General features: G+C 63.5%; 18 protein-coding genes. 8 read left to right on the forward strand and 10 right to left on the reverse strand.

Going from position 1 to position 18,581, the window contains the following annotated elements; translation table 11 throughout:
• Positions 1–46: 46 nt before the first annotated feature.
• The 5 genes from rseP to truA all read right to left on the reverse strand — a co-directional run bounded on the left by rseP (position 47) and on the right by truA (position 5,242).
• Entirely contained in the window at positions 47–1,372 is a 1,326-nt protein-coding gene (gene rseP / locus OXT71_11530) for an RIP metalloprotease RseP (protein ID MDE2927018.1), read from the reverse strand.
• Between the two features lie 149 nt (positions 1,373–1,521).
• A complete protein-coding gene (locus tag OXT71_11535; protein ID MDE2927019.1) occupies positions 1,522–2,673 on the reverse strand; it encodes a 1-deoxy-D-xylulose-5-phosphate reductoisomerase in 1,152 nt (383 codons plus the stop codon).
• Positions 2,674–2,819: 146 nt separating this feature from the next.
• Positions 2,820–3,599: a phosphatidate cytidylyltransferase gene (locus OXT71_11540; GenBank protein MDE2927020.1), complete on the reverse strand. Its 780-nt coding sequence runs from the start codon at positions 3,597–3,599 to the stop codon at positions 2,820–2,822.
• Positions 3,596–4,387 (reverse strand): isoprenyl transferase, encoded by a 792-nt coding sequence (locus tag OXT71_11545; protein MDE2927021.1) that lies wholly within the window; start codon positions 4,385–4,387, stop codon positions 3,596–3,598. Before OXT71_11545 ends, OXT71_11540 begins: the two co-directional genes overlap by 4 nt.
• A gap of 66 nt (positions 4,388–4,453) precedes the next feature.
• Positions 4,454–5,242, reverse strand: coding sequence for a tRNA pseudouridine(38-40) synthase TruA (gene truA, locus OXT71_11550; protein ID MDE2927022.1), 789 nt, complete (start codon positions 5,240–5,242; stop codon positions 4,454–4,456).
• Between the two features lie 38 nt (positions 5,243–5,280).
• Between truA and OXT71_11555 the strand changes: the two genes are divergently transcribed.
• Both OXT71_11555 and ruvC read left to right on the forward strand, forming a co-directional pair.
• A complete protein-coding gene (locus OXT71_11555; GenBank protein MDE2927023.1) occupies positions 5,281–6,033 on the forward strand; it encodes a YebC/PmpR family DNA-binding transcriptional regulator in 753 nt (250 codons plus the stop codon).
• Positions 6,033–6,569 carry a crossover junction endodeoxyribonuclease RuvC gene (ruvC, locus tag OXT71_11560; GenBank protein MDE2927024.1) on the forward strand — a complete coding sequence of 179 codons (537 nt, stop codon included), beginning with the start codon at positions 6,033–6,035 and terminating at the stop codon, positions 6,567–6,569. The genes OXT71_11555 and ruvC overlap by 1 nt, the downstream gene beginning before the upstream one ends.
• Before the next feature lie 20 nt (positions 6,570–6,589).
• On the opposite strand, the gene OXT71_11565 is transcribed toward ruvC, so the two are convergent.
• The gene (locus OXT71_11565) at positions 6,590–7,210 is read right to left on the reverse strand and encodes a nucleotide exchange factor GrpE (GenBank protein MDE2927025.1); all 621 of its coding nucleotides are present in this window, start codon (positions 7,208–7,210) and stop codon (positions 6,590–6,592) included.
• 209 nt (positions 7,211–7,419) lie between these two features.
• On the opposite strand from OXT71_11565, the gene clpB reads away from it, so the two are divergent.
• Positions 7,420–10,059, forward strand: coding sequence for an ATP-dependent chaperone ClpB (gene clpB / locus OXT71_11570; protein ID MDE2927026.1), 2,640 nt, complete (start codon positions 7,420–7,422; stop codon positions 10,057–10,059).
• 32 nt (positions 10,060–10,091) lie between these two features.
• Here the strand turns inward: clpB and OXT71_11575 are convergent, their stop codons facing one another.
• The 4 genes from OXT71_11575 to uvrB all read right to left on the reverse strand — a co-directional run bounded on the left by OXT71_11575 (position 10,092) and on the right by uvrB (position 15,658).
• Positions 10,092–11,636, reverse strand: a complete 1,545-nt coding sequence (locus OXT71_11575; protein MDE2927027.1) for a LysM peptidoglycan-binding domain-containing protein — start codon at positions 11,634–11,636, stop codon at positions 10,092–10,094.
• 109 nt (positions 11,637–11,745) lie between these two features.
• The gene (locus OXT71_11580) at positions 11,746–12,273 is read right to left on the reverse strand and encodes a shikimate kinase (GenBank protein ID MDE2927028.1); all 528 of its coding nucleotides are present in this window, start codon (positions 12,271–12,273) and stop codon (positions 11,746–11,748) included.
• Positions 12,270–13,571, reverse strand: a complete 1,302-nt coding sequence (aroA, locus tag OXT71_11585; GenBank protein ID MDE2927029.1) for a 3-phosphoshikimate 1-carboxyvinyltransferase — start codon at positions 13,569–13,571, stop codon at positions 12,270–12,272. Before aroA ends, OXT71_11580 begins: the two co-directional genes overlap by 4 nt.
• Positions 13,568–15,658 carry an excinuclease ABC subunit UvrB gene (gene uvrB / locus OXT71_11590; GenBank protein MDE2927030.1) on the reverse strand — a complete coding sequence of 697 codons (2,091 nt, stop codon included), beginning with the start codon at positions 15,656–15,658 and terminating at the stop codon, positions 13,568–13,570. The genes aroA and uvrB overlap by 4 nt, the downstream gene beginning before the upstream one ends.
• 156 nt (positions 15,659–15,814) lie before the next feature.
• Between uvrB and OXT71_11595 the strand changes: the two genes are divergently transcribed.
• The 5 genes from OXT71_11595 (at position 15,815) to ndhC (ending at position 18,555) form a co-directional block, all read left to right on the forward strand.
• Positions 15,815–16,075 carry a type II toxin-antitoxin system Phd/YefM family antitoxin gene (locus tag OXT71_11595; GenBank protein ID MDE2927031.1) on the forward strand — a complete coding sequence of 87 codons (261 nt, stop codon included), beginning with the start codon at positions 15,815–15,817 and terminating at the stop codon, positions 16,073–16,075.
• 4 nt (positions 16,076–16,079) lie between these two features.
• On the forward strand, positions 16,080–16,502 hold the full coding sequence (locus OXT71_11600; GenBank protein MDE2927032.1) for a type II toxin-antitoxin system VapC family toxin: 423 nt from the start codon (positions 16,080–16,082) through the stop codon (positions 16,500–16,502).
• Complete coding sequence (locus OXT71_11605) at positions 16,499–17,452, forward strand: SDR family oxidoreductase (GenBank protein MDE2927033.1); 954 nt, start codon at positions 16,499–16,501, stop codon at positions 17,450–17,452. Before OXT71_11600 ends, OXT71_11605 begins: the two co-directional genes overlap by 4 nt.
• 163 nt (positions 17,453–17,615) lie before the next feature.
• Positions 17,616–17,990: a HigA family addiction module antitoxin gene (locus OXT71_11610; GenBank protein ID MDE2927034.1), complete on the forward strand. Its 375-nt coding sequence runs from the start codon at positions 17,616–17,618 to the stop codon at positions 17,988–17,990.
• Positions 17,991–18,198: 208 nt separating this feature from the next.
• Positions 18,199–18,555, forward strand: a complete 357-nt coding sequence (gene ndhC / locus OXT71_11615; protein ID MDE2927035.1) for an NADH-quinone oxidoreductase subunit A — start codon at positions 18,199–18,201, stop codon at positions 18,553–18,555.
• The last annotated feature ends 26 nt before the right edge of the window (positions 18,556–18,581 follow it).

Consider the following 18,581-nt stretch of genomic DNA (forward strand, 5'->3'; position numbering starts at 1 on the left):
CCCCTCTACACGGAAACGACGCGCCTTTCTTCACTCCCCCGATTTCTCAAAAGGGCAGATTCTTGGAGAGGTCGTTGAAGAGAATGACCCCCATCAGCAGGATCAGGAAAAAAAAGCCGGCCTGAAAGATCCGTTCCTTCACCTTCATGCTGAGGTCCCTGCCGATGAGCCCCTCGATGGCCAACATGGCGATGAGGCCTCCGTCCAGGACAGGGATGGGAAAGAGGTTCAGGATCCCCAGGTTCAGGGACACCAGGGCCATGAATCCCATCAGGGGAACCAACCCGCCCGACGCGGCGGCCCCCGAATAGCGGGCGATGTCGATGGGACCTGACATGCTCCGGAGGGAGGCCCTGCCGGTCACGATCTTGCCGATGATTTGACCGATCAAGAGGACCAATTCTCCGTTCCTCCGGATCGACAGGGCCAGGGACTCCACGATTCCGTACTTCTCGACGCGGACGGGGGGACCTCGCTCGACACCGATCAGAACCCTGCCGTCGATCTCCGCCGGGCGAATGGTGGCCTCCAGGAACTCTTCGCCCCGCCGCAGCTTGAACAGCAACGGTTCTCCTTCGCGTTCCGACACGAACGGCGAGATGGCAGAGGGTTCATCGACGGAACCGTTCTCTCCCCGGACCTCCAGGATCTCGTCACCCGGCTTCAATCCGGCGGCTTGCGCCGGCGAGCCTTCCATGGTTCCGGTGATGATGAATGGGATCCAGGGCTCCACTCCGATGGTTCCGATCTCGCCTCTTTCCGACGCCGCGGCGACCAGCACCCGTTTATCGATTCGTTTCCCTCCCCGGTCGAGAGTCAGGCGAAGGCTCTGCCCGGGACTCGTGGCGATGGCGATCTCGGCATCCTGCCAGGTGGACACTTCGTCTCCATCGATGGCCACGATCGTGTCGCGAATCTGAATCCCCGCCGCTACGGCAGGGGAATCGTCGGCCACCGCCCCGATTTCCGCCGGTCCGGACCGGTAGGCGAGCACCTGGACCCCCAGCGTGTAGGCGGCGGCCGACAGCAGAACGGCCAGGACGATGTTCATCAAGGGGCCGGCCACGGCCACGGCGAAACGATGCCGCTTGGGGTGGGCCAGAAACTCGTCGCCGGAACCGGTGAACGACTCGTCATAGTTCTCTCCGGCCATCTTGACGTAACCGCCCAGGGGTAAAATGCTCACCCGGTAGTCGGTGTCGCCACGGCGAAACCCCGCCAGCCTGGGGCCGAATCCGAGGGAGAACACGTCGACGCGAATGCCCAGATACTTGGCAACCGCGTAATGTCCCAACTCGTGGACGAAGATCATGACCCCCAAGACAAAAATGAAGGCCAGCAGGGTGGTCCCGAAATCACCGATCAACTGCAAAGGAATCTCGCCTTTCTGACAGGGCTCCAGGGACGGAACTCGGTATCCCTGCGACCCGCCGTCTCAATCGTAAACGACATTCGCTCCAACTCTCGGATCCTCAAACGTGCCGCAGCCCGCTTCTGTTCCCCGTTCTCCCCCGCGGGCAGTCAGATTCTGGCCAGAGCCAGTTCGTTTGCCACGCGCCGGGACCTCCGGTCCGCTTCCAGAACGACTTCCAGGGAATCGGGTTCCTGTGGCCGGTGCCGGTCCAGCACTCCCTCGATCGTGGCGGGAATATCCCGAAAAGGAATTCGTTCCTCCAGAAATAGTCCGACGGCCACTTCGTTGGCGGCATTGAGGGCCGCGGGGTAGGTCCGTCCCTCTTGCAGAGCCGCTCCGGCCAGGCGCAGGCAGGGAAACTTGACGGGGTCCGGCGGATGGAACGCCAGCGGCGTCAACGCGAACAGGTCCAGGGACGGGACCGGCAGGCTGCAGCGGTCCGGGTAGCTCAGGGCGTAGCCGATGGGAAGACGCATGTCGGTGATTCCCAGTTGGGCCATGATGGCCCCGTCCACGAACTCCACCATGGAGTGAATCATCGATTGGGGATGGATCACGATTTCCACCTGCCCCGGCCGCAGGCCGAAAAGATGGTGCGCTTCGATCACCTCCAGACCCTTGTTCATGAGCGTGGCCGAGTCCACGGTGATCTTGGGTCCCATCTTCCAGGTCGGATGGTTCAAGGCCTCCTGTACCGTCACGTCGCTCAGCTCCCGGAGGGACTTGCCAAAGAAGGGGCCGCCGGAAGCGGTGAGCAGAATCCGCTTGACCTGGGCCATCCGCTCCCCGTTGAGACATTGGTGAATGGCGCTGTGCTCGCTGTCGACGGGCAGCAGGCGGACCTTTGCGTCCCGGACCTCCCGCATCACCAACTCCCCCGCCATCACCAACGTCTCTTTGTTGGCCAGAGCCACGTCCCGGCCCGCCAGGATGGCGGCCAGCGTGGGAATCAGACCCGCGGCACCGGTAATGGCTGCCACCACCATTCCCGCCTCCACTTCGGCGGCCAGTTTCGACACCCCTTCCTGCCCCTCCCAAACCGGCGTCCCCGGAAGTCGCTGCCGGAGCCACGCCGCCTGCTCACGATCATGAAGGGCGACGGCGAGCGGAGAATATTTCCGGGCCTGTTCCAGGAGTCGAGCGGCATTTCTTCGCGCCGCCAACCCCACGATCCGGAACTGATCCGGGTTCAGATCGACCAGACTCAGCGTGCTGCGTCCAACGGAACCCGTAGAGCCCAGAATCGAAATCTTCTTCATCTTCTTCCGGGGTTCGTCAGGCGATCGATCGAGCGCGGCGCTGAACAGCCCGTGGTAAAAGTCGTCACGGCATTCGACAGTCCAGGGCCAAAATCGATGCGGACTTTCAGGCGCGAAGAAACGCGCCGAATAGCCGTCTCAGCGCATCATCCTAGCAGAAAAGACAGGCAATGATAGACGGGAAAAGCGAAGAGCAGACTGTCGATCCGGTCCAAAATTCCCCCGTGTCCGGGAATCAGGGAACCGCTGTCCTTGGCGCCGACGGCACGCTTGAGGAGCGACTCGAAGAGATCCCCCAGGATGGCTGCCAACCCCACCACGACGCCTACCAGCGACAACAATCCCCAATCGGAACGGCCGAGCAGGCCATACCCCAACAATACGGCCAGCGCCGGCGCGGCGGCGAGACCGGCGGCGAATCCCTCCAGGGACTTCGCCGGGCTCAACCGGGGAACGATGCGGCGGCGTCCCCAGCGCGACCCGACCAGATAAGCTGCGATGTCGCATGACCAGACGATGGCCAGAATCATGAGCAGCTCGTCGGATCTGTTCCGGTACCCGGCCAGCAACGACACGGGCAGCCCCAGATACAAGAGCGCCATGAGGCTGGCCGAAGCCGAAGCCAGGGCGTCCCGGTGGTTGGAGAACCGGTAGAGATTGGCGGTGAACAGGAAGAGGCAGGCTCCCAGCAGGTAGGCTACGACCGCGTTCCCTCCCTGATTCCACACCCAGGGAAGAATCAGGCACGCGGCGATGGCAGGAAGGGGCTTCCTGGCTCCCAAGGGCGCCAGGAGCCGAAACAGTTCCAGGACTGCGATCAGGAGGATCAGATCCAGGAAGCCCAGGAACACCGGGGCGGGCGCCAACACGATAATCAAGAGGACCAGCGGCGCCAGTACGGCGACGCTCAGGGTGCGGAGGATCATCTGGCGCCTTGCAGGGAACGGGATCGGATTCCCCCGTAACGCCGCTCCCGCTTCTGGTAGGCCAGGATCGACTCCAGCAGGTGTTGGGACCGGAAGTCCGGCCAGAACACGTCGGTGACGTAGATCTCGGAGTACGCGATCTGCCAGAGCAGGAAGTTGCTGATTCGCATCTCTCCGCTGGTGCGGATCAAGAGATCCGGATCGGGAAGATCGCCCGTATAGAGACTCCGCTGCACCTCCAATTCACTCACCCGCCGGGTTCTCCCCTGCAGGAGCAGTGAGTTGAACGCGTCCACCAGTTCGGCCCGGCCGCTGTAGTTCAGCGCCAGGACCATCTTCATCCCCCGGTTGAACCGGGACTCCTCCTCGACGTGCCGCAACTCCCTCCGGACCGAGCGGGGAAGCTCGTGGATCCGCCCGATGGCGTGGAAACGAATGTCGTTTTCCTGGATCTCCGGCAACTCCTTCCGCAGATATTCCTTGAGCAGCTCCATCAAGGTATTGACCTCGCTCATGGGCCGCTTCCAGTTCTCCACCGAGAAGGCGTAGAGGGTCAGCACCGGGATGTTGAGCCGGACGCTGGTCTCGACCGTAGCCCGAACCGCCTTGATCCCGGCGTTGTGGCCCTTGACCCGGGGCAGGCCCCGCTGCCGGGCCCAGCGGCCGTTACCGTCCATGATGATGGCCACATGGCGGGGCAACTTGTGTGGATCGAGTTGCGCCAGCAGGCGCGCTTCCAGGCTTCCAGGCTCGACGATGCCGGTGAAGTTCTCAAAGGGGGGAGTCATTGCGGTGGGCTAAATCTACCACAATTCGGAGCCCTCCCGGATGGGACCGAGCGGTGACTGGAGCTTTCAATTCCGGTACCACACCCGCGCCAGGAACAGGCCATGCGCGGGGGCGGTGGGCCCGGCCAGGCGCCGGTCCCGGGATTCCAGAATCGCGGTCATGTCCGTCGCCGGCCTTTGACCGTGTCCAATCTGGATCATGGTGCCCGCGAGGTTCCGGACCATGTGATGGAGAAAGCCGTCACCCTCGATTCGGTAGGAAAAGTGCCTTCCCTTCCGCCGCCAACGGGAAACGAAAACGGTTCGGACGCGGTTCTTCACCTGCGACGCCGAGGCCGTAAAGCCGGTGAAATCACGGGTGCCGACGATCAGTTCCGACGCCTGTTGCATCGCCTCCAGGGAGAGGGGGCGGTAGACCTGCAGCACCCTGCCCTCCAGAAACGGAGAGAGTATGGGGCCGTTGTAGAGACGATAGATGTAGCGTTTCCGCGTCGCGTCCTTCTGGGCATGAAAGGCGTCGGAAGCCACGCTCAACCGGAGCACCCGAATCCGGGAGGGGAGAACGCCGTTGAGAGATTTCAGCAGGCGGTCGGGCGTCCGTTGACGACGGAGCCTGAAGTGCGCCACCTGGCCCAGGGCATGCACCCCGGCATCGGTTCTCCCGGCGCCCACGACGGAGACGGTCTCGCCCGTGATCCGGGCCAGCGCGGCTTCGAGGGTTCCGCCGATGGTGGGACGATTCTTCTGGACCTGCCACCCGGAATAACCCTCGGAGCGATACTGGACCACACAACGATACTTGGTCAAAACCCGTTCGATCCCCCGGTTGCGGACTCTGGCCCACCGAGACGCCATGTTACAATAGGCGCCAACAACGACCAGGAGATCCGCCCATGTCAGGACATTCCAAGTGGCATTCCATTCGGCACAAGAAGGCCGTCGTGGATGCCAAGCGGGGCAAGATGTTCAGCAAGATGATCCGGGAAATCACCGTGGCGGCCCGTACGGGCGGCGGAGACCCGGACGCCAATCCGCGGCTGCGCACCGCCATTCAGACGGCCAAGGCGGCCAATATGCCCCACGACAACATAGAACGAGCGGTCATGAAGGGGACGGGCGAACTCCCGGGCCAGAACTTCGACTCCGTGACCTACGAGGGCTACGGCCCCGGCGGCGTGGCGGTTCTGATCGAGACGCTGACCGACAACAGGAACCGGACCGTGGCCGAGATCCGGCACATCTTTTCCAAGAACGGCGGGAGTCTGGGAGAGACGGGCAGCGTTCTATGGATGTTCGAGAAGCGGGGATACTTCGGGGTGCCCAGCGACTCCGTCTCGGAAGAAACGCTGTTGGAGGTGGTGCTGGACGCCGGGGCCGACGATCTCCAGACCGAAGGCGACACGCTGGCCGTCTACACTCCGTTCGAGAACTTCGAGCAGGTGCGGCAGGAACTGGAAGCGTCCAACATCCCCACGGAGTCGAGTCAGATCACCATGCTTCCCCAGAATTCCCTCAGGATGGAAGGCAAGATGGCGGGAAAGATGTTGAAACTGATGGACGCCCTCGAGGACCACGACGACGTCCAGCATGTCTACGCCAACTTCGACATCGACGAGCAGGAGATGGAGGCGCTTCTCCAGACCTGATGGGTCAACCCTCGCCCACCATCGTCATGGGCCTCGATCCGGGGAGCCGCATCACCGGCTTCGGGGTCATCTCGATACTCGGGAATCACTGCCGTTGCGTCGATTACGGCGCGATCCGCTGTCATGACCGCAGGCTGAAGACTCCTTTCGAGCAACGGCTCAAGACCATCTACCACGAACTTGGGAGCGTACTCCGCCGTCACGCTCCAGCCGTGGTGGCCGTGGAATCGGTCTTTCATGCAGTCAATGCCCGCAGCGCTCTCCAGTTGGGGCACGCCCGCGGGGTGGTCCTGCTGGCCGCCGCGGAACTGGAGATTCCGCTCTTCGAATACTCTCCGCGGGAGGTCAAGAAATCGATCTCGGTCACCGGGCGGGCGACCAAGGAGGAGGTTCAGGCCATGGTCCGGATCCTGCTCAAGCTCAAGGAACGCCCCCGGCCCAACGACGCGGCCGACGCCCTGGCCGTGGCCCTCTGCCATGCCTTCAAGGGAGTGTCTTCCCAACGGCTGCAGCAGCAGGCAAGACTTGCCCGCTGACCCCTCGTTCCGGAAGACCCTCACTCCTGTTTCGCGCCGGATTCGGACTCTCCGCCGGGTGCGGCGTCGACCAGGCGGCCGACTCGGGCTCTTGCAGGACGCAGGAGCCGGTCCCCGTACCGATAGCCCCTCTGAACCACCTCGACGACCCGTTGATCCAGTTCGGGGTCGGTGACCGGAATGAGCCCCACGGCCTCCGTCAGATGGGGATCGAAGGGCTGGTTCAACACCTCGATGGGCTCGATCCCCGCCTCCCTGAGCCGATCCAGGAAGAGCCGGAGATTCAACTCCACGCCCTTTCGGAGCTCTTGCAGGTCGGAACCGCTCTCGGCCGCCTCCAACGCCCGCTCCAGGTTGTCCACCACCTCCAGGAACTGGCGGAGGAGGTCCATTTTGAACCGGTCCAGGCGCTGTTCCAGGGTCCGTTCAAGACGTTGGCGTAGCGCGTCGTTGTCGGACTCGAGCTGCTCGAGCCTCTGCTTCAGCTTCCGTTCGGCCAACTCGGTCCGGGCCTTCAATTCCTCCACGTAAGTGGGATACCGCGTCTCCGGGACCTGCGACCGGTCGATGACCGACTCATCTTCGAGCCAGCTTCGCCGGTCGGTGACCTGAAACCTTCCTTCACTGTCCTTCTCGGCCATATCGGGGCTCGCTCCAACGTCGTGTAGAACAGGCGCAGTCTACTACGGCGGGCAGGTGCGAGAAACCGGGGACCGGCCGTAGACCTCATCCGTGGAGCCGTCATCCGGCGGCGCCTCAAAACGGAATATCCGCGAAGGTCCGCGCTTCCTTGCGGCGGTCGAGGGCCGATCCTATAAGGAGGGGAGACCGGACAGTGGAGGATCGGAACATGGAACTGAATCGATTGACCGAGAGCGTTCGCGAAGGCCTGACCCGGGCCGAGGCGGTGGCCGGGAACCTCGGCCACCAACAGGTGGACGTGGAGCATCTTCTGGCCGCCCTGCTGGAGCAGGAGCAAGGGCTGGCGGCATCCATCCTGAACAAGGCCGACCTGGACCCCGGCCAACTGACCCGGAGGCTGCGCCAGGATTTGCAAAGCCGCGCCCGGGTGAGCGGACCCGCTGCGCCGGCCGGCCAGGTCTACGCCACACCTCGCTTGACGCAGCTCTTGAACAGAGCTCAGGAGGAAGCGAAACAGCTCAACGACGAGTACGTGTCCGTCGAGCACCTGCTGCTGGCCATGGTCAAGGATACGGGCGCCGCCGGACGCCTCCTGCAGGCGCAGGGAATCAGCCGCGAGCGCCTGATGCAGACCCTGCGGGACGTTCGCGGCAGCCAGAGGGTGACCTCTCCAAATCCCGAGGCGACCTACGAGGCCCTGGAGCAGTACGGCCGGGACCTGACCCGGCTGGCCACCGCCGGGAAGCTCGACCCGGTCATCGGAAGAGACTACGAAATCCGCCGGCTGATGCAGGTCCTGTCCCGCAGAACCAAGAACAACCCGGTCCTGATCGGCGACCCGGGCGTCGGCAAGACGGCCATCGCGGAAGGCCTGGCTCAACGCATCGTCCGGGGCGACGTGCCGGAAGGCCTGAAACGCCGCCGGGTCGTCTCGCTGGACATGGGAGCCCTGATCGCCGGCGCCAAGTACCGGGGCGAATTCGAGGAGCGCCTCAAGGCCGTCCTCAAGGCGGTTCAGGAGCAGGAAGGCGAAGTCATCCTCTTCATCGACGAGCTCCACACGGTGGTGGGCGCGGGCCGGGTCGAAGGAGCCATGGACGCGGGCAACCTGCTCAAACCCATGCTGGCCCGGGGCGAGCTCCACTGCATCGGCGCCACCACCGTGGACGAATATCGGAAACACGTGGAAAAGGACAGCGCGCTGGAGCGGCGGTTCCAGCCGGTCCTGGTGGACCAGCCTTCGGTCGAGGACACCATTTCGATCCTGAGAGGTCTGAAGGAACGCTACGAGGTCCACCACGGCGTCCACATCAGAGACACGGCGCTGGTGGCGGCCTCCGTCCTCTCGAACCGCTACATTCCGGACCGTTTTCTGCCCGACAAGGCCATCGACCTGATGGACGAGGCCGCAGCCAAGCTTCGGACCGAAATGGATTCCATGCCCACCGAACTGGACGAGACCCAGCGGCGGGTGATGCAACTGGAGATCGAAAGGGAGGCGCTGCGCAAGGAGAAGGACAAGGGCTCCCGGGACCGGCTGGACCGGATCGAAAAGGAGTTGGCCGAGGAACGGGACAGGGCCACCGCGCTCAAGGCGCAATGGCAGTCCGAACAGGAGGGAGTCCGGCAACTGCGAACAATCAGAGAGCGGATCGAGGAGACCAAGATCCGGATCGAACAATCGGAACGGGAATACGACCTGAATCAGGCGGCCGAACTCAAGTACGGAACTCTGGCATGCCTGGAACGGAAACTGAAGGCCGAGCAGCAGAGGCTGGACCGCAAACAGGGAGCGGCCCCTCTCTTGAAGGAGGACGTGGGCGAGGAAGACATCGCCGACGTGGTCAGCCACTGGACCGGCATCCCGGTCTCCCGGCTCATGGAGGGCGAAATGGAGCGGCTCCTGAACCTGGGCGAGACGCTCCATCGAAGAGTCGTTGGCCAGGACGAGGCGATTCGGGCCGTCTCGGAAGCCGTCATCCGTTCCCGGGCCGGACTCAAGGACCCTGCCCGCCCCATCGGCAGCTTCCTTTTCCTGGGTCCGACGGGAGTCGGAAAAACGGAGCTGGGGAGAGCGTTGGCCGAGGCCCTCTTTGACGACGAACAGGCCATGATCCGCATCGACATGTCCGAATACCAGGAGAAGCACACGGTGGCGCGACTGATCGGTGCTCCTCCCGGCTACGTGGGACACGAGGAGGGGGGCCAACTGAGCGAGGCGATCCGGCGCAGACCCTACTCCGTGCTCCTCTTCGACGAGATCGAGAAGGCCCACTTCGACGTCTTCAACCTCCTCCTCCAGATCCTGGACGACGGCCGCCTCACCGACGGCAAGGGCAGGACGGTGGATTTCAAGAACTGCATCATCATCATGACCTCGAACCTGGGCAGCGCCGACATCCTGGACTACCGGGGGGCCTCCGACGGAACCGAATTCGAGAGGATGAAGCAGGCCGTGATCCGGAAACTGGCTCAGCACTTCCGTCCCGAGTTTCTGAATCGAATCGACGACCGGATCGTCTTCCACTCCCTGTCTCAGGATCATCTGAAACAGATCGTGGAGATTCAGTTGGATCTCTTGCGGCAGCGCCTGAAAGAGCGCCGAATGACTTTGGAGTTGAGCAACGAGCTCAGGATGCAACTGGTGCGGGAGGGCTACGATCCCGTCTACGGAGCCCGTCCGCTCAAGCGGGCCATTCAGCGGCGGATCGAGAATCCACTGGCGCGGCTCATCGTTGCCGGCTCACTGACGGAAGGCGCCCGGATCCAGGCGGAAGCGGCTCCCGGCGGGGGCGAACCGGTCTTCAGTCACGATTCCGACAGGCGGAAGACCGGCGTTGCCGGCTGACCGGGGCCTGGGCGTGTCGAGCGTCCCAGGACCTACTGCGGGATGCGAAGCGTCTGGCCCGGGTGGATACGATCACGGTGCCGGATGTTGTTGGCCCTCTGGATTTGGCTGGGCGAAACCCCGAATCGCTTGGCAATGCGCCAAAGATTGTCTCCTCGCCGGACCCGATAGACCTCCGGGCTGCCCGATCTGGCGGCGTTGCCGCGTTGAGCCCTGGAAGGGGTCGGGCTCTGGGCCTCGGCGACGGTGCGGCTCTTCTTTTTGGGCTTCGACACCGTGAGAACCTCTCCGGCGTAGATCCGCGTGCCCCGGATGCTGTTGTTCCGTCTGAGAGTGGCCACCGACGTCCCGAACCGCCGGGCGATCCCGCTCAACGTATCTCCATGCCGGACGCGATACTCACCTGGTCCGACCTCCCTCCGCTGCGCGAGTTGCACCCGCGGAGCCGACCTGAGAGCGGCCGTTACCTGCTCGCGCTTGCCGGGCGGGAAATAGAGGCTCACTCCCGCCGGTAGCACTCCCGTCCTCCTCCACACCCTGCTCCGAATATGGGGGTTGAGCCGCCGAAGCGTATTCATCTTGACCCCGGAGTGCGTCACCAGATCACCGACCCGCCGGTTCGCCTGGAGCCGGACCGAAGCAAAGGTCCTCGGTTCGTCCATTTGAATGGGGCCGAAGTACTTTTCCGGGTTTCGGCCGATCTCGATGGCGGCCAGGAACTCGGCATAGAAATTCTGTCCGGCGAAGCCGTAGGTCCGGGAACGATAGCGTTTGATGATGACTCGCAGGTCCGGGCCATGGCGCCGCTTGGCCCTCGCCATGCCATTGGCCCCCTGGTTGTAGGCGGTCACCGCCAAAGGCCAGTTCCCCAGTCTCCGATAGTTGGCCCTGAGCAGGCGGGCGGCCGCTTCGGTGGCCCGAATCGGATGGAGCCGCTCGTCCACCGAGCGATTGATCTTCATGTACAGGCGGCCCGTCGACCGCATGAACTGCCAGACGCCCGCCGCTCCGGCATGGGAATAGGCCCGGTCGTTGAAGCTGGACTCCACGTGGGGAAGATAGGCCAGCTCTTCCGGCATCCCCTCGCTGCGAAAGATCTCCTTCATCCGCTTCAGATACCGGCCGGAGCGAATCACACCCGCACGGAAACGTTCCCGGATTCCCCGTTGATGGCGGACGTTTCCGGAAAGACGCTTCAAGGTCTTGGAGGAGAGAGAGTAGCCGGCGCTTCGAACGACTTCCGCGATCTCGCGGTGCTTGCCGCTCCATCCACTCGGCTCTCGCCGGGCCAGATCCAGAAGGAGCCGCCGCACGTCCGCCCTGGCATTCCGCAACTTCTGCCGGCGCCGGCGTGTCGCGGTCCTCCCCGTCTGCCGGTCTCCGGTTCGGACCACCCGGTAGACCAGCCTCAAATCGTGCTTGTCGTGAATCTGGTACTCCCCCTCTCCGTACCGGGTGAAAACGTCGGTCCAGAACTTCATTCGATCCCGGTACCCCTCGGTGGAGAAGAGCTCCGTCGACTGGGCGGAGACCGGTTGGGAAACGGCAATCAGAAGGAAGATCAGCAGAACAGGCATGAGTGGACAGTCCCTCTCCGGTGATCAAGGCCAACGCCAGCCCGCGCCAACAGCGGGGCGCAAAGAGAATAATCCAGAACCCTGTCCAATTTTGGCATCCGGTCTCCGCTCACCTGCGCGCTTCATCGGGGTTACGATGAACCGTTTCGAGGCGATCGCGGATCAACCGGCAGATCTGCTCCGGGGATCTCCCCGAGACTCCGACCTTCAGATCGGCCAAGTCGTAGTCCGGCTGCCGCTTGCGGTACAGGGCTTCGAACTGATTCCGGTCCCGAGCCAGCGGACGGTTGTCCATCTGAGTGGAGCGCCGCCAGGCGAGTTCCAGCGGTATCCGGAGGGTCACGGCGATCCCGGACCTGAAGATGAGGTCGCGGTTCGGCGCTTGGGAAAACGCGCCTCCGCCCAGGGCCACCACCGCCGGCTCCCGGTCCCGGACCTCCGCCAGCATTCCGGTTTCCAACTCCCGGAAATGAGCTTCACCCCGAAGATCGAAGATCCGGGGGATGTCCATCTTCGCGGCGTCCACGATGAGATCATCCAGATCCACGAAGGACCGGCCCAACTGTCCTGCGAGAACCGGCCCCACGGTCGATTTGCCGCTGCCCATGAATCCCACCAGATAAAGGTGTCCCTTCAACGGCGGCAAATCCCCTCCAAGTGTTGGAAGAAATCAGGATAGGACACGGCCACGCAATCCGGATCGTCCACTTCCACCGGGTCCTCCGCCACCAGGCCCGCCAGGGCGAAGGCCATGGCGATGCGATGATCGCCGAAGGTCCGCACCTGTCCGCCTCGGATGCGGCTGCCGGGAGGAATGACGAACCCGTCCGGGAGCTCGCGGACGTCCACGCCGAGTTCACGCAGATTGACCACGACGGAGTGGATTCGGTCCGACTCCTTGTGGCGCAGTTCCTGGGCGTCTCGAACCTGGAAACCCCGTTCCAGACTGGTCCCCAAGATGGCCAGCGCCGGAATCTCGTCGATGAGCCGGGCCACCCAGTCTCCCGAGATTTGGTTGGGAAACTGCCTTCGGACCTCGGGATCCGCGTGAATCTGCAGATCGCAGACCGGCTCCCCGTTGCTTTCAGTAGCATCGGACCTCTCAACCCGGATGCCAGCCTCTTCCAGCAGCGAGAGGAATCCCGCCCGCGTGGGATTGACGCCGACTCCCCTCAAGGCGATCCGGCTGCCCGGAACCAGCAGGCCAGCCACCAGGAAGAACAACGCGGAAGAGAAATCCCCTGGAATCCGGAAGTCGACGCCGTGGAGACGGGCGCCTCCCCGCACCCGGAGGCGGGCTCCGTTCTGAATCAAAGGAGCGCCGAAGAAGGGCAGGGCCCGCTCGGTATGGTCCCGGGACGGCCCCGTCTCCTCCACCTCCGTTTCGCCCTCGGCCATCAGTCCGGCCAGCAGGACGCACGACTTCACCTGAGCACTGGCGATGGGCAACCGGTACCGGATCCCGGTCAGCCGGCCGCCCCGGATCAGCAGAGGCGGCAAACCCCCGTCCCGGGCCTCGATCCGGGCGCCCATTCGGATCAGGGGTTCCATGATGCGCTGCATGGGGCGCTGATTGAGAGAAGAATCTCCCTGGACCCGGGAGGAGAACCGGCCCGCCGCCAGCAGTGCCGAGAGCAGCCGGATGGTGGTCCCGCTGTTCTGAACATCCAGGGTCCGGCGCGGCGCGGTGAAACGCCGCCATCCCGGGCTGTGGACCTCCACTCGGGAGGCGTTTCGAACCACTCCGGCGCCGAGCGCCTCGATACAGGAGAGAGTGGCCCGGCAGTCTTCACTGGAGGCGAAGTTGCGGATCCGGGTGGTGCCATCGGCCATGCCCCCCAGAAGGGCGTAACGATGGGAAATGCTCTTGTCTCCCGGCACCCGGACCTCGCCCTCGAGGGGAGCCCGGACCGGATCGATTCGTCTCGGCGTCATCCGGCACCCTGCCCCTGGGCCATGGCCTCCGGGCCGCCCGCCAGTTGGAGGTGAGTCTCCCGCAACAGCTTGATCCGATCCCGCAATTGGGCCGCTTTCTCGAACTCGAACTTCTGGGCCGCCTGCTTCATTTCGTCGCTCAGCTTGAGTATCTCCTGCTCGATCTCCTGGGGGGAACCGTACCGGTCCACCTCCTCGGCCACCAGCGGGATTTCATAGTAGTCCAGTTGGGTCATCTCCAACAGCGTCGCGTCCACGGGCTTGACGATGCTCTCCGGAGTGATCCCGTTCTCGTTGTTGTAGTCGCGCTGCAGATCCCGGCGCCTCCCCGTCTCTTCAATGGCATGGCGCATGGACCGGGTGACGACGTCGGCGTACATGATGACCTTCCCGTTGACGTTTCGAGCCGCCCGCCCCGAAGTCTGGATCAGAGACGTGCCGCTGCGCAGAAACCCTTCCTTGTCGGCGTCCAGCACCGCCACCAGCGAGACCTCGGGCAGGTCCAGGCCCTCGCGCAACAGGTTCACTCCCACCAGGACGTCGAACCGGCCCAGGCGCAGATCCCGCAGCAGCTTGACCCGGTCCAACGTATCCACTTCCGAATGAAGGTAACGGACCATGACGCCGATCTCGGTGTAGTACTCGGTCAACTCCTCGGCCATCCGCTTGGTCAAGGTGGTGACCAGGACCCGCTCCCCGCGGTCGGCCCGGCTCCGAATCTCTTCCAGCAGGTCGTCGATCTGGTTGCGGACCGGGCGCACTTCGATTTCCGGATCCATGAGGCCGGTGGGGCGAATGATCTGCTCCACCACCTCCCCTCCGCACTCCTCCAGCTCGAAATCGGCCGGCGTGGCCGAAACGTAGAGGGTCGGAGGACGGCGGAGCTCGAACTCGGCGAAGTTCAAGGGCCGATTGTCGAGAGCCGAGGGGAGGCGAAACCCGTACTTCACCAGGTTCAACTTTCGGGACCGGTCTCCCTCGTACATGCCCCGGACCTGGGGGACGGTCACGTGGCTCTCGTCGATGAAGATGAGCGATTCCTTCGGCAGGTAGTCCATGAGCGTGGGCGGAGCCTGTCCCGGGAGGCGGCCGGTGAGGTGCCGGGAATAGTTCTCGATCCCCCGGCAGTAGCCGACGGTCCGCATCATCTCCAGGTCGAAAAGGGTCCGCTGCCGGACCCTCTCGGCTTCCATCAGCCGTCCTTCTTCCTCGAGCCGGCCGTGGTGCTCCGCCAGCTCATCCCGGATGCTCTCCATGGCGCGTTCCCGCTGCTCCTCGGGCATCACGTAGTGGGAACGGGGATAGATGGGAATCCGGGGATGGCGTTTCTGCGTCTGTCCGGTCAAGGGATCGAACTGGAAGATCCCGTCCACCTCGTCGCCGAACAGCTCGATCCGGATGCCGTAGTCCCCGTAGGAAGGGACCACCTCGACCATGTCCCCCCGGGCCCGGAAGGTCCCCCGGGCCAGATCCAGGTCGGTCCGCTCGTACTGGATGTCCACCAACCTGCGCAGGAGCGCCTGGCGGGAGATCCGCTGTCCCTCGCTCAGCATGAGCAGCATCCCATAGTAGGCCTCGGGAGACCCCAGTCCGTAGATGCAGCTCACGCTGCAGACGATGATGCAGTCCCGGCGCTCGAACAGGGATCGGGTCGCCGAGTGCCGCAGCCGGTCGATCTCGTCGTTGATCAGCGCTTCCTTCTCGATGTAGGTGTCGGTGGAGGCGATGTAGGCTTCCGGCTGGTAATAGTCGTAGTAGCTGACGAAGTACTCCACCGCGTTCTCGGGGAAGAAGTTCCGGAACTCCTGGTAGAGCTGGGCGGCCAGCGTCTTGTTGTGACTCAGGACCAGAGTGGTCCGATTGACCCGCTCGATGACGCGGGCCATGGTGAAGGTCTTCCCCGACCCGGTGACTCCCAGCAGAACCTGGCTCCGCCGGCCTTCCCGGATGCCCCCGACCAACGCCTCGATGGCCCGGTCCTGATCCCGGCTGGGAGTGAACGGACTACTGAGCCGGAAGGGGGCGGAAGAGGGCGCCGCCTCCCCGTAGTTCACACCGGCATAGGAGATCCCCTGCGGATCGGCCATGAGCACGCATTATAGAAAACCGGGGGGAGCGGCGTGTTTCACGCGCCGAGTCCCGTAGCAACACCGAAAAACGGGTCAAGTCCTCTGGGACTTGACCTTCCGCTCCGTACAAACTAGTCTTATTCCTAGTCAGTACCAGCCCAACCGGAGGAACCCATGAGCAACGTCTGGCAGGTACAGGAGGCTAAGGCGCGTTTCAGCGAACTGCTGGCGACGAGCCTCGCCGAAGGACCGCAAATCGTCACGAAGCGAGGCGTTGAGACGGCGGTGCTTGTCCCCATCGAGCAGTGGCGCCGACTGGAGAAAATGGCGAAGCCGAACCTCAAGGAACTTCTTCTCGCTCCCGGGCCGCGCACTGAAGCACTGGTGCCGCCGCGTCGAGAACTCCGTAAACGTGCGGCTCCACATTTCGAGTAGGACAGTGTTTCTTCTCGACACCAACATCGTCTCCGAGTTGCGTCGACCCATTCCGCACCAATCAACGCTGCACTGGATCAGGCGTGTGCCCGCCGAACAGTTGTACCTTTCCTCCGTCACGATAGGCGAAATTCAAGCAGGAATTGAAATCACACGTGAGCAGGACGCCGTCAAAGCAAGGGAACTGGAGGCATGGCTCAACGGCGTCATCGCCACGTACCACATACTGGCGGTGGACGCCGCTGTCTTTCGGGAGTGGGCGAAGCTGATGCACCGGCGATCGGACACCTTGATGCAGGATGCCATGATCGCTGCCGTGGCGATCGTCCACAGGCTGACGGTAGCGACCCGAAATGTGCGGGATTTCGAGCATTTCGGCGTTCCGATCGTCAATCCTTTCGCGGACCAACGCGGGGAGACGGGATGATCCGGGAACGGATACTGGTAGCGGGAGGCGCCGGATTCATCGGCAGCCACCTCTGCGAATCGCTGCTCCGGCAGGGCGCGGACGTGCTCTGCCTGGACAACCTGTTCTCGGGCAGCCGGCGCAACATCCTCCCGCTCACGGAACACCCGTACTTCGAGTTCATCCGCCACGACGTGACCCAGCCGATCCTTTTGGAGGTGGACCGGATCTACAACCTGGCCTCGCCGGCGGCGCCGGTGCACTACCAGTACAACCCGGTCAAGACGGTGAAGACCAACGTCATGGGCACCCTCAACCTCCTGGGCCTGGCCAAGAGGGTCGGGGCCCGGATCCTTCAGGCCAGCACTTCGGAAGTTTACGGAGACCCCCTGGTCCATCCCCAGCGGGAGGACTACTGGGGCAACGTGAACCCCATCGGTCCTCGAAGCTGCTATGACGAGGGGAAGCGGGTGGCCGAATCCCTGATGATCAATTACCGGCGCCAGAACGGCGTCGACGTGAGGATCGCCCGCATCTTCAACACCTACGGGCCGCGAATGTCGGAGGTGGACGGACGGGTCGTCAGCAACTTCATGGTCCAGGCGCTTCGGGGAGAGCCCCTGACCGTCTACGGAGACGGGTCCCAGACCCGCTCCTTCTGTTTCGTCTCCGACATGGTTGCGGGGCTTGAGCAACTCATGGACGCCGATCGGGTCCCCGGACCGGTCAACCTGGGCAGTCCCCAAGAGTGTTCCATCCTGTCGTTGGCGAAGCTGATCCTGGAACTCACCAGCTCGAAATCCGAGATCCGGTTCGGAGTGATTCCGGAGGACGACCCGGTCCGGCGGCAGCCCGACATCGGCCGGGCGGAACGGCATCTGGATTGGCAACCGTTCGTGGACCTGAGGGAAGGACTTCAGCGGACCATCCCGTACTACGAGGAAATCTTGGCCCGCAACCCGACGGGGTGAATGGAGCGGCGGCACGCAACCGCCGAAACGGAGCGCCGATAGCCGATCGCCGGCCTCCGTTCAACCTCCAAGGCATCCAGGGAACGGGCGAATCATCTTCCGCTTCGAAGCAGGCGACGCGTACGATGTCGACCTGGTCGACGACCACTGGGAGGTCCCATCCATGGCCATGAAGAATCCGCCGCATCCCGGCCGCAGTATCAAAAGGAACTGTCTTGATCCGCTCGGTCTGAGCGTCACGGAGGCGGCGAAGGTGTTGGGCGTGGCGCGTCGGACCCTCTCCCGCGTATTGAACGGCCGAGCCGCCGTTTCACCGGCAATGGCCATTCGACTGGAGAAAGCCGGATGGTCCAACGCCGAGTTCTGGCTGCGCCGGCAGACCGCGTACGATCTGGCGCAGGCCCGCAAGAACGAACACCGGATCAAGATCAAGCCCTACCCGCCACCCGTCACTCCCCAGGAGACATCGTCCACGTCGCGGGTGCGCGAGTCGCCGCCATCGTCAAGATCTTCGTCCGTCAACGAAGGCGGATACTGACCTGCTGTTGCAAGCTCATCGATACCGTCCGGACTACGCCGTTTCACCGGGCTCGAGCCAAAGCCCCGGCAGCCAATTCGTTCGCCGGGCAGGAGGGGGGACAGGAAAGTCCTCTCCAATTCCCGTCGAACGCCGGGATTCGGTCTGCTAGAATAGGCACCCGTACGGCGAACGGGTCCCGGATGGGACTTTCCCCAAGGAGAACGTGGTGCTCGGATCCTACATTCCCATTTTGATCTTCATCCTGGTGGCCATCACCCTTCCCGTCGTGGGACTGCTGGTGGGCAGGCTCCTACGGCCCCATCTGCCCACCGCCGACAAGCTGATGCCCTACGAATGCGGCGTCGACCCCGTCGACGACGCCAGAGGCCGATTTTCGGTGCGCTTCTACATCATCGCCATCCTCTTCGTCATCTTCGACGTGGAGACGATCTTCCTCTTTCCCTGGGCGGTCATCTACGACAAGCTGGCCCTCTTCGGGTTCATCGAGATGGTCATCTTCCTGGGGATTCTGATCGTGGGCTATTTCTACGTCTGGAAGAAGGGCGCACTGGAATGGGCATAGGAGCCCGTGGTACAAATCCCGCTGAG

This window comes from Acidobacteriota bacterium (genome assembly GCA_028874215.1).
GTDB lineage: Bacteria > Acidobacteriota > UBA6911 > RPQK01 > JAJDTT01 > JAJDTT01.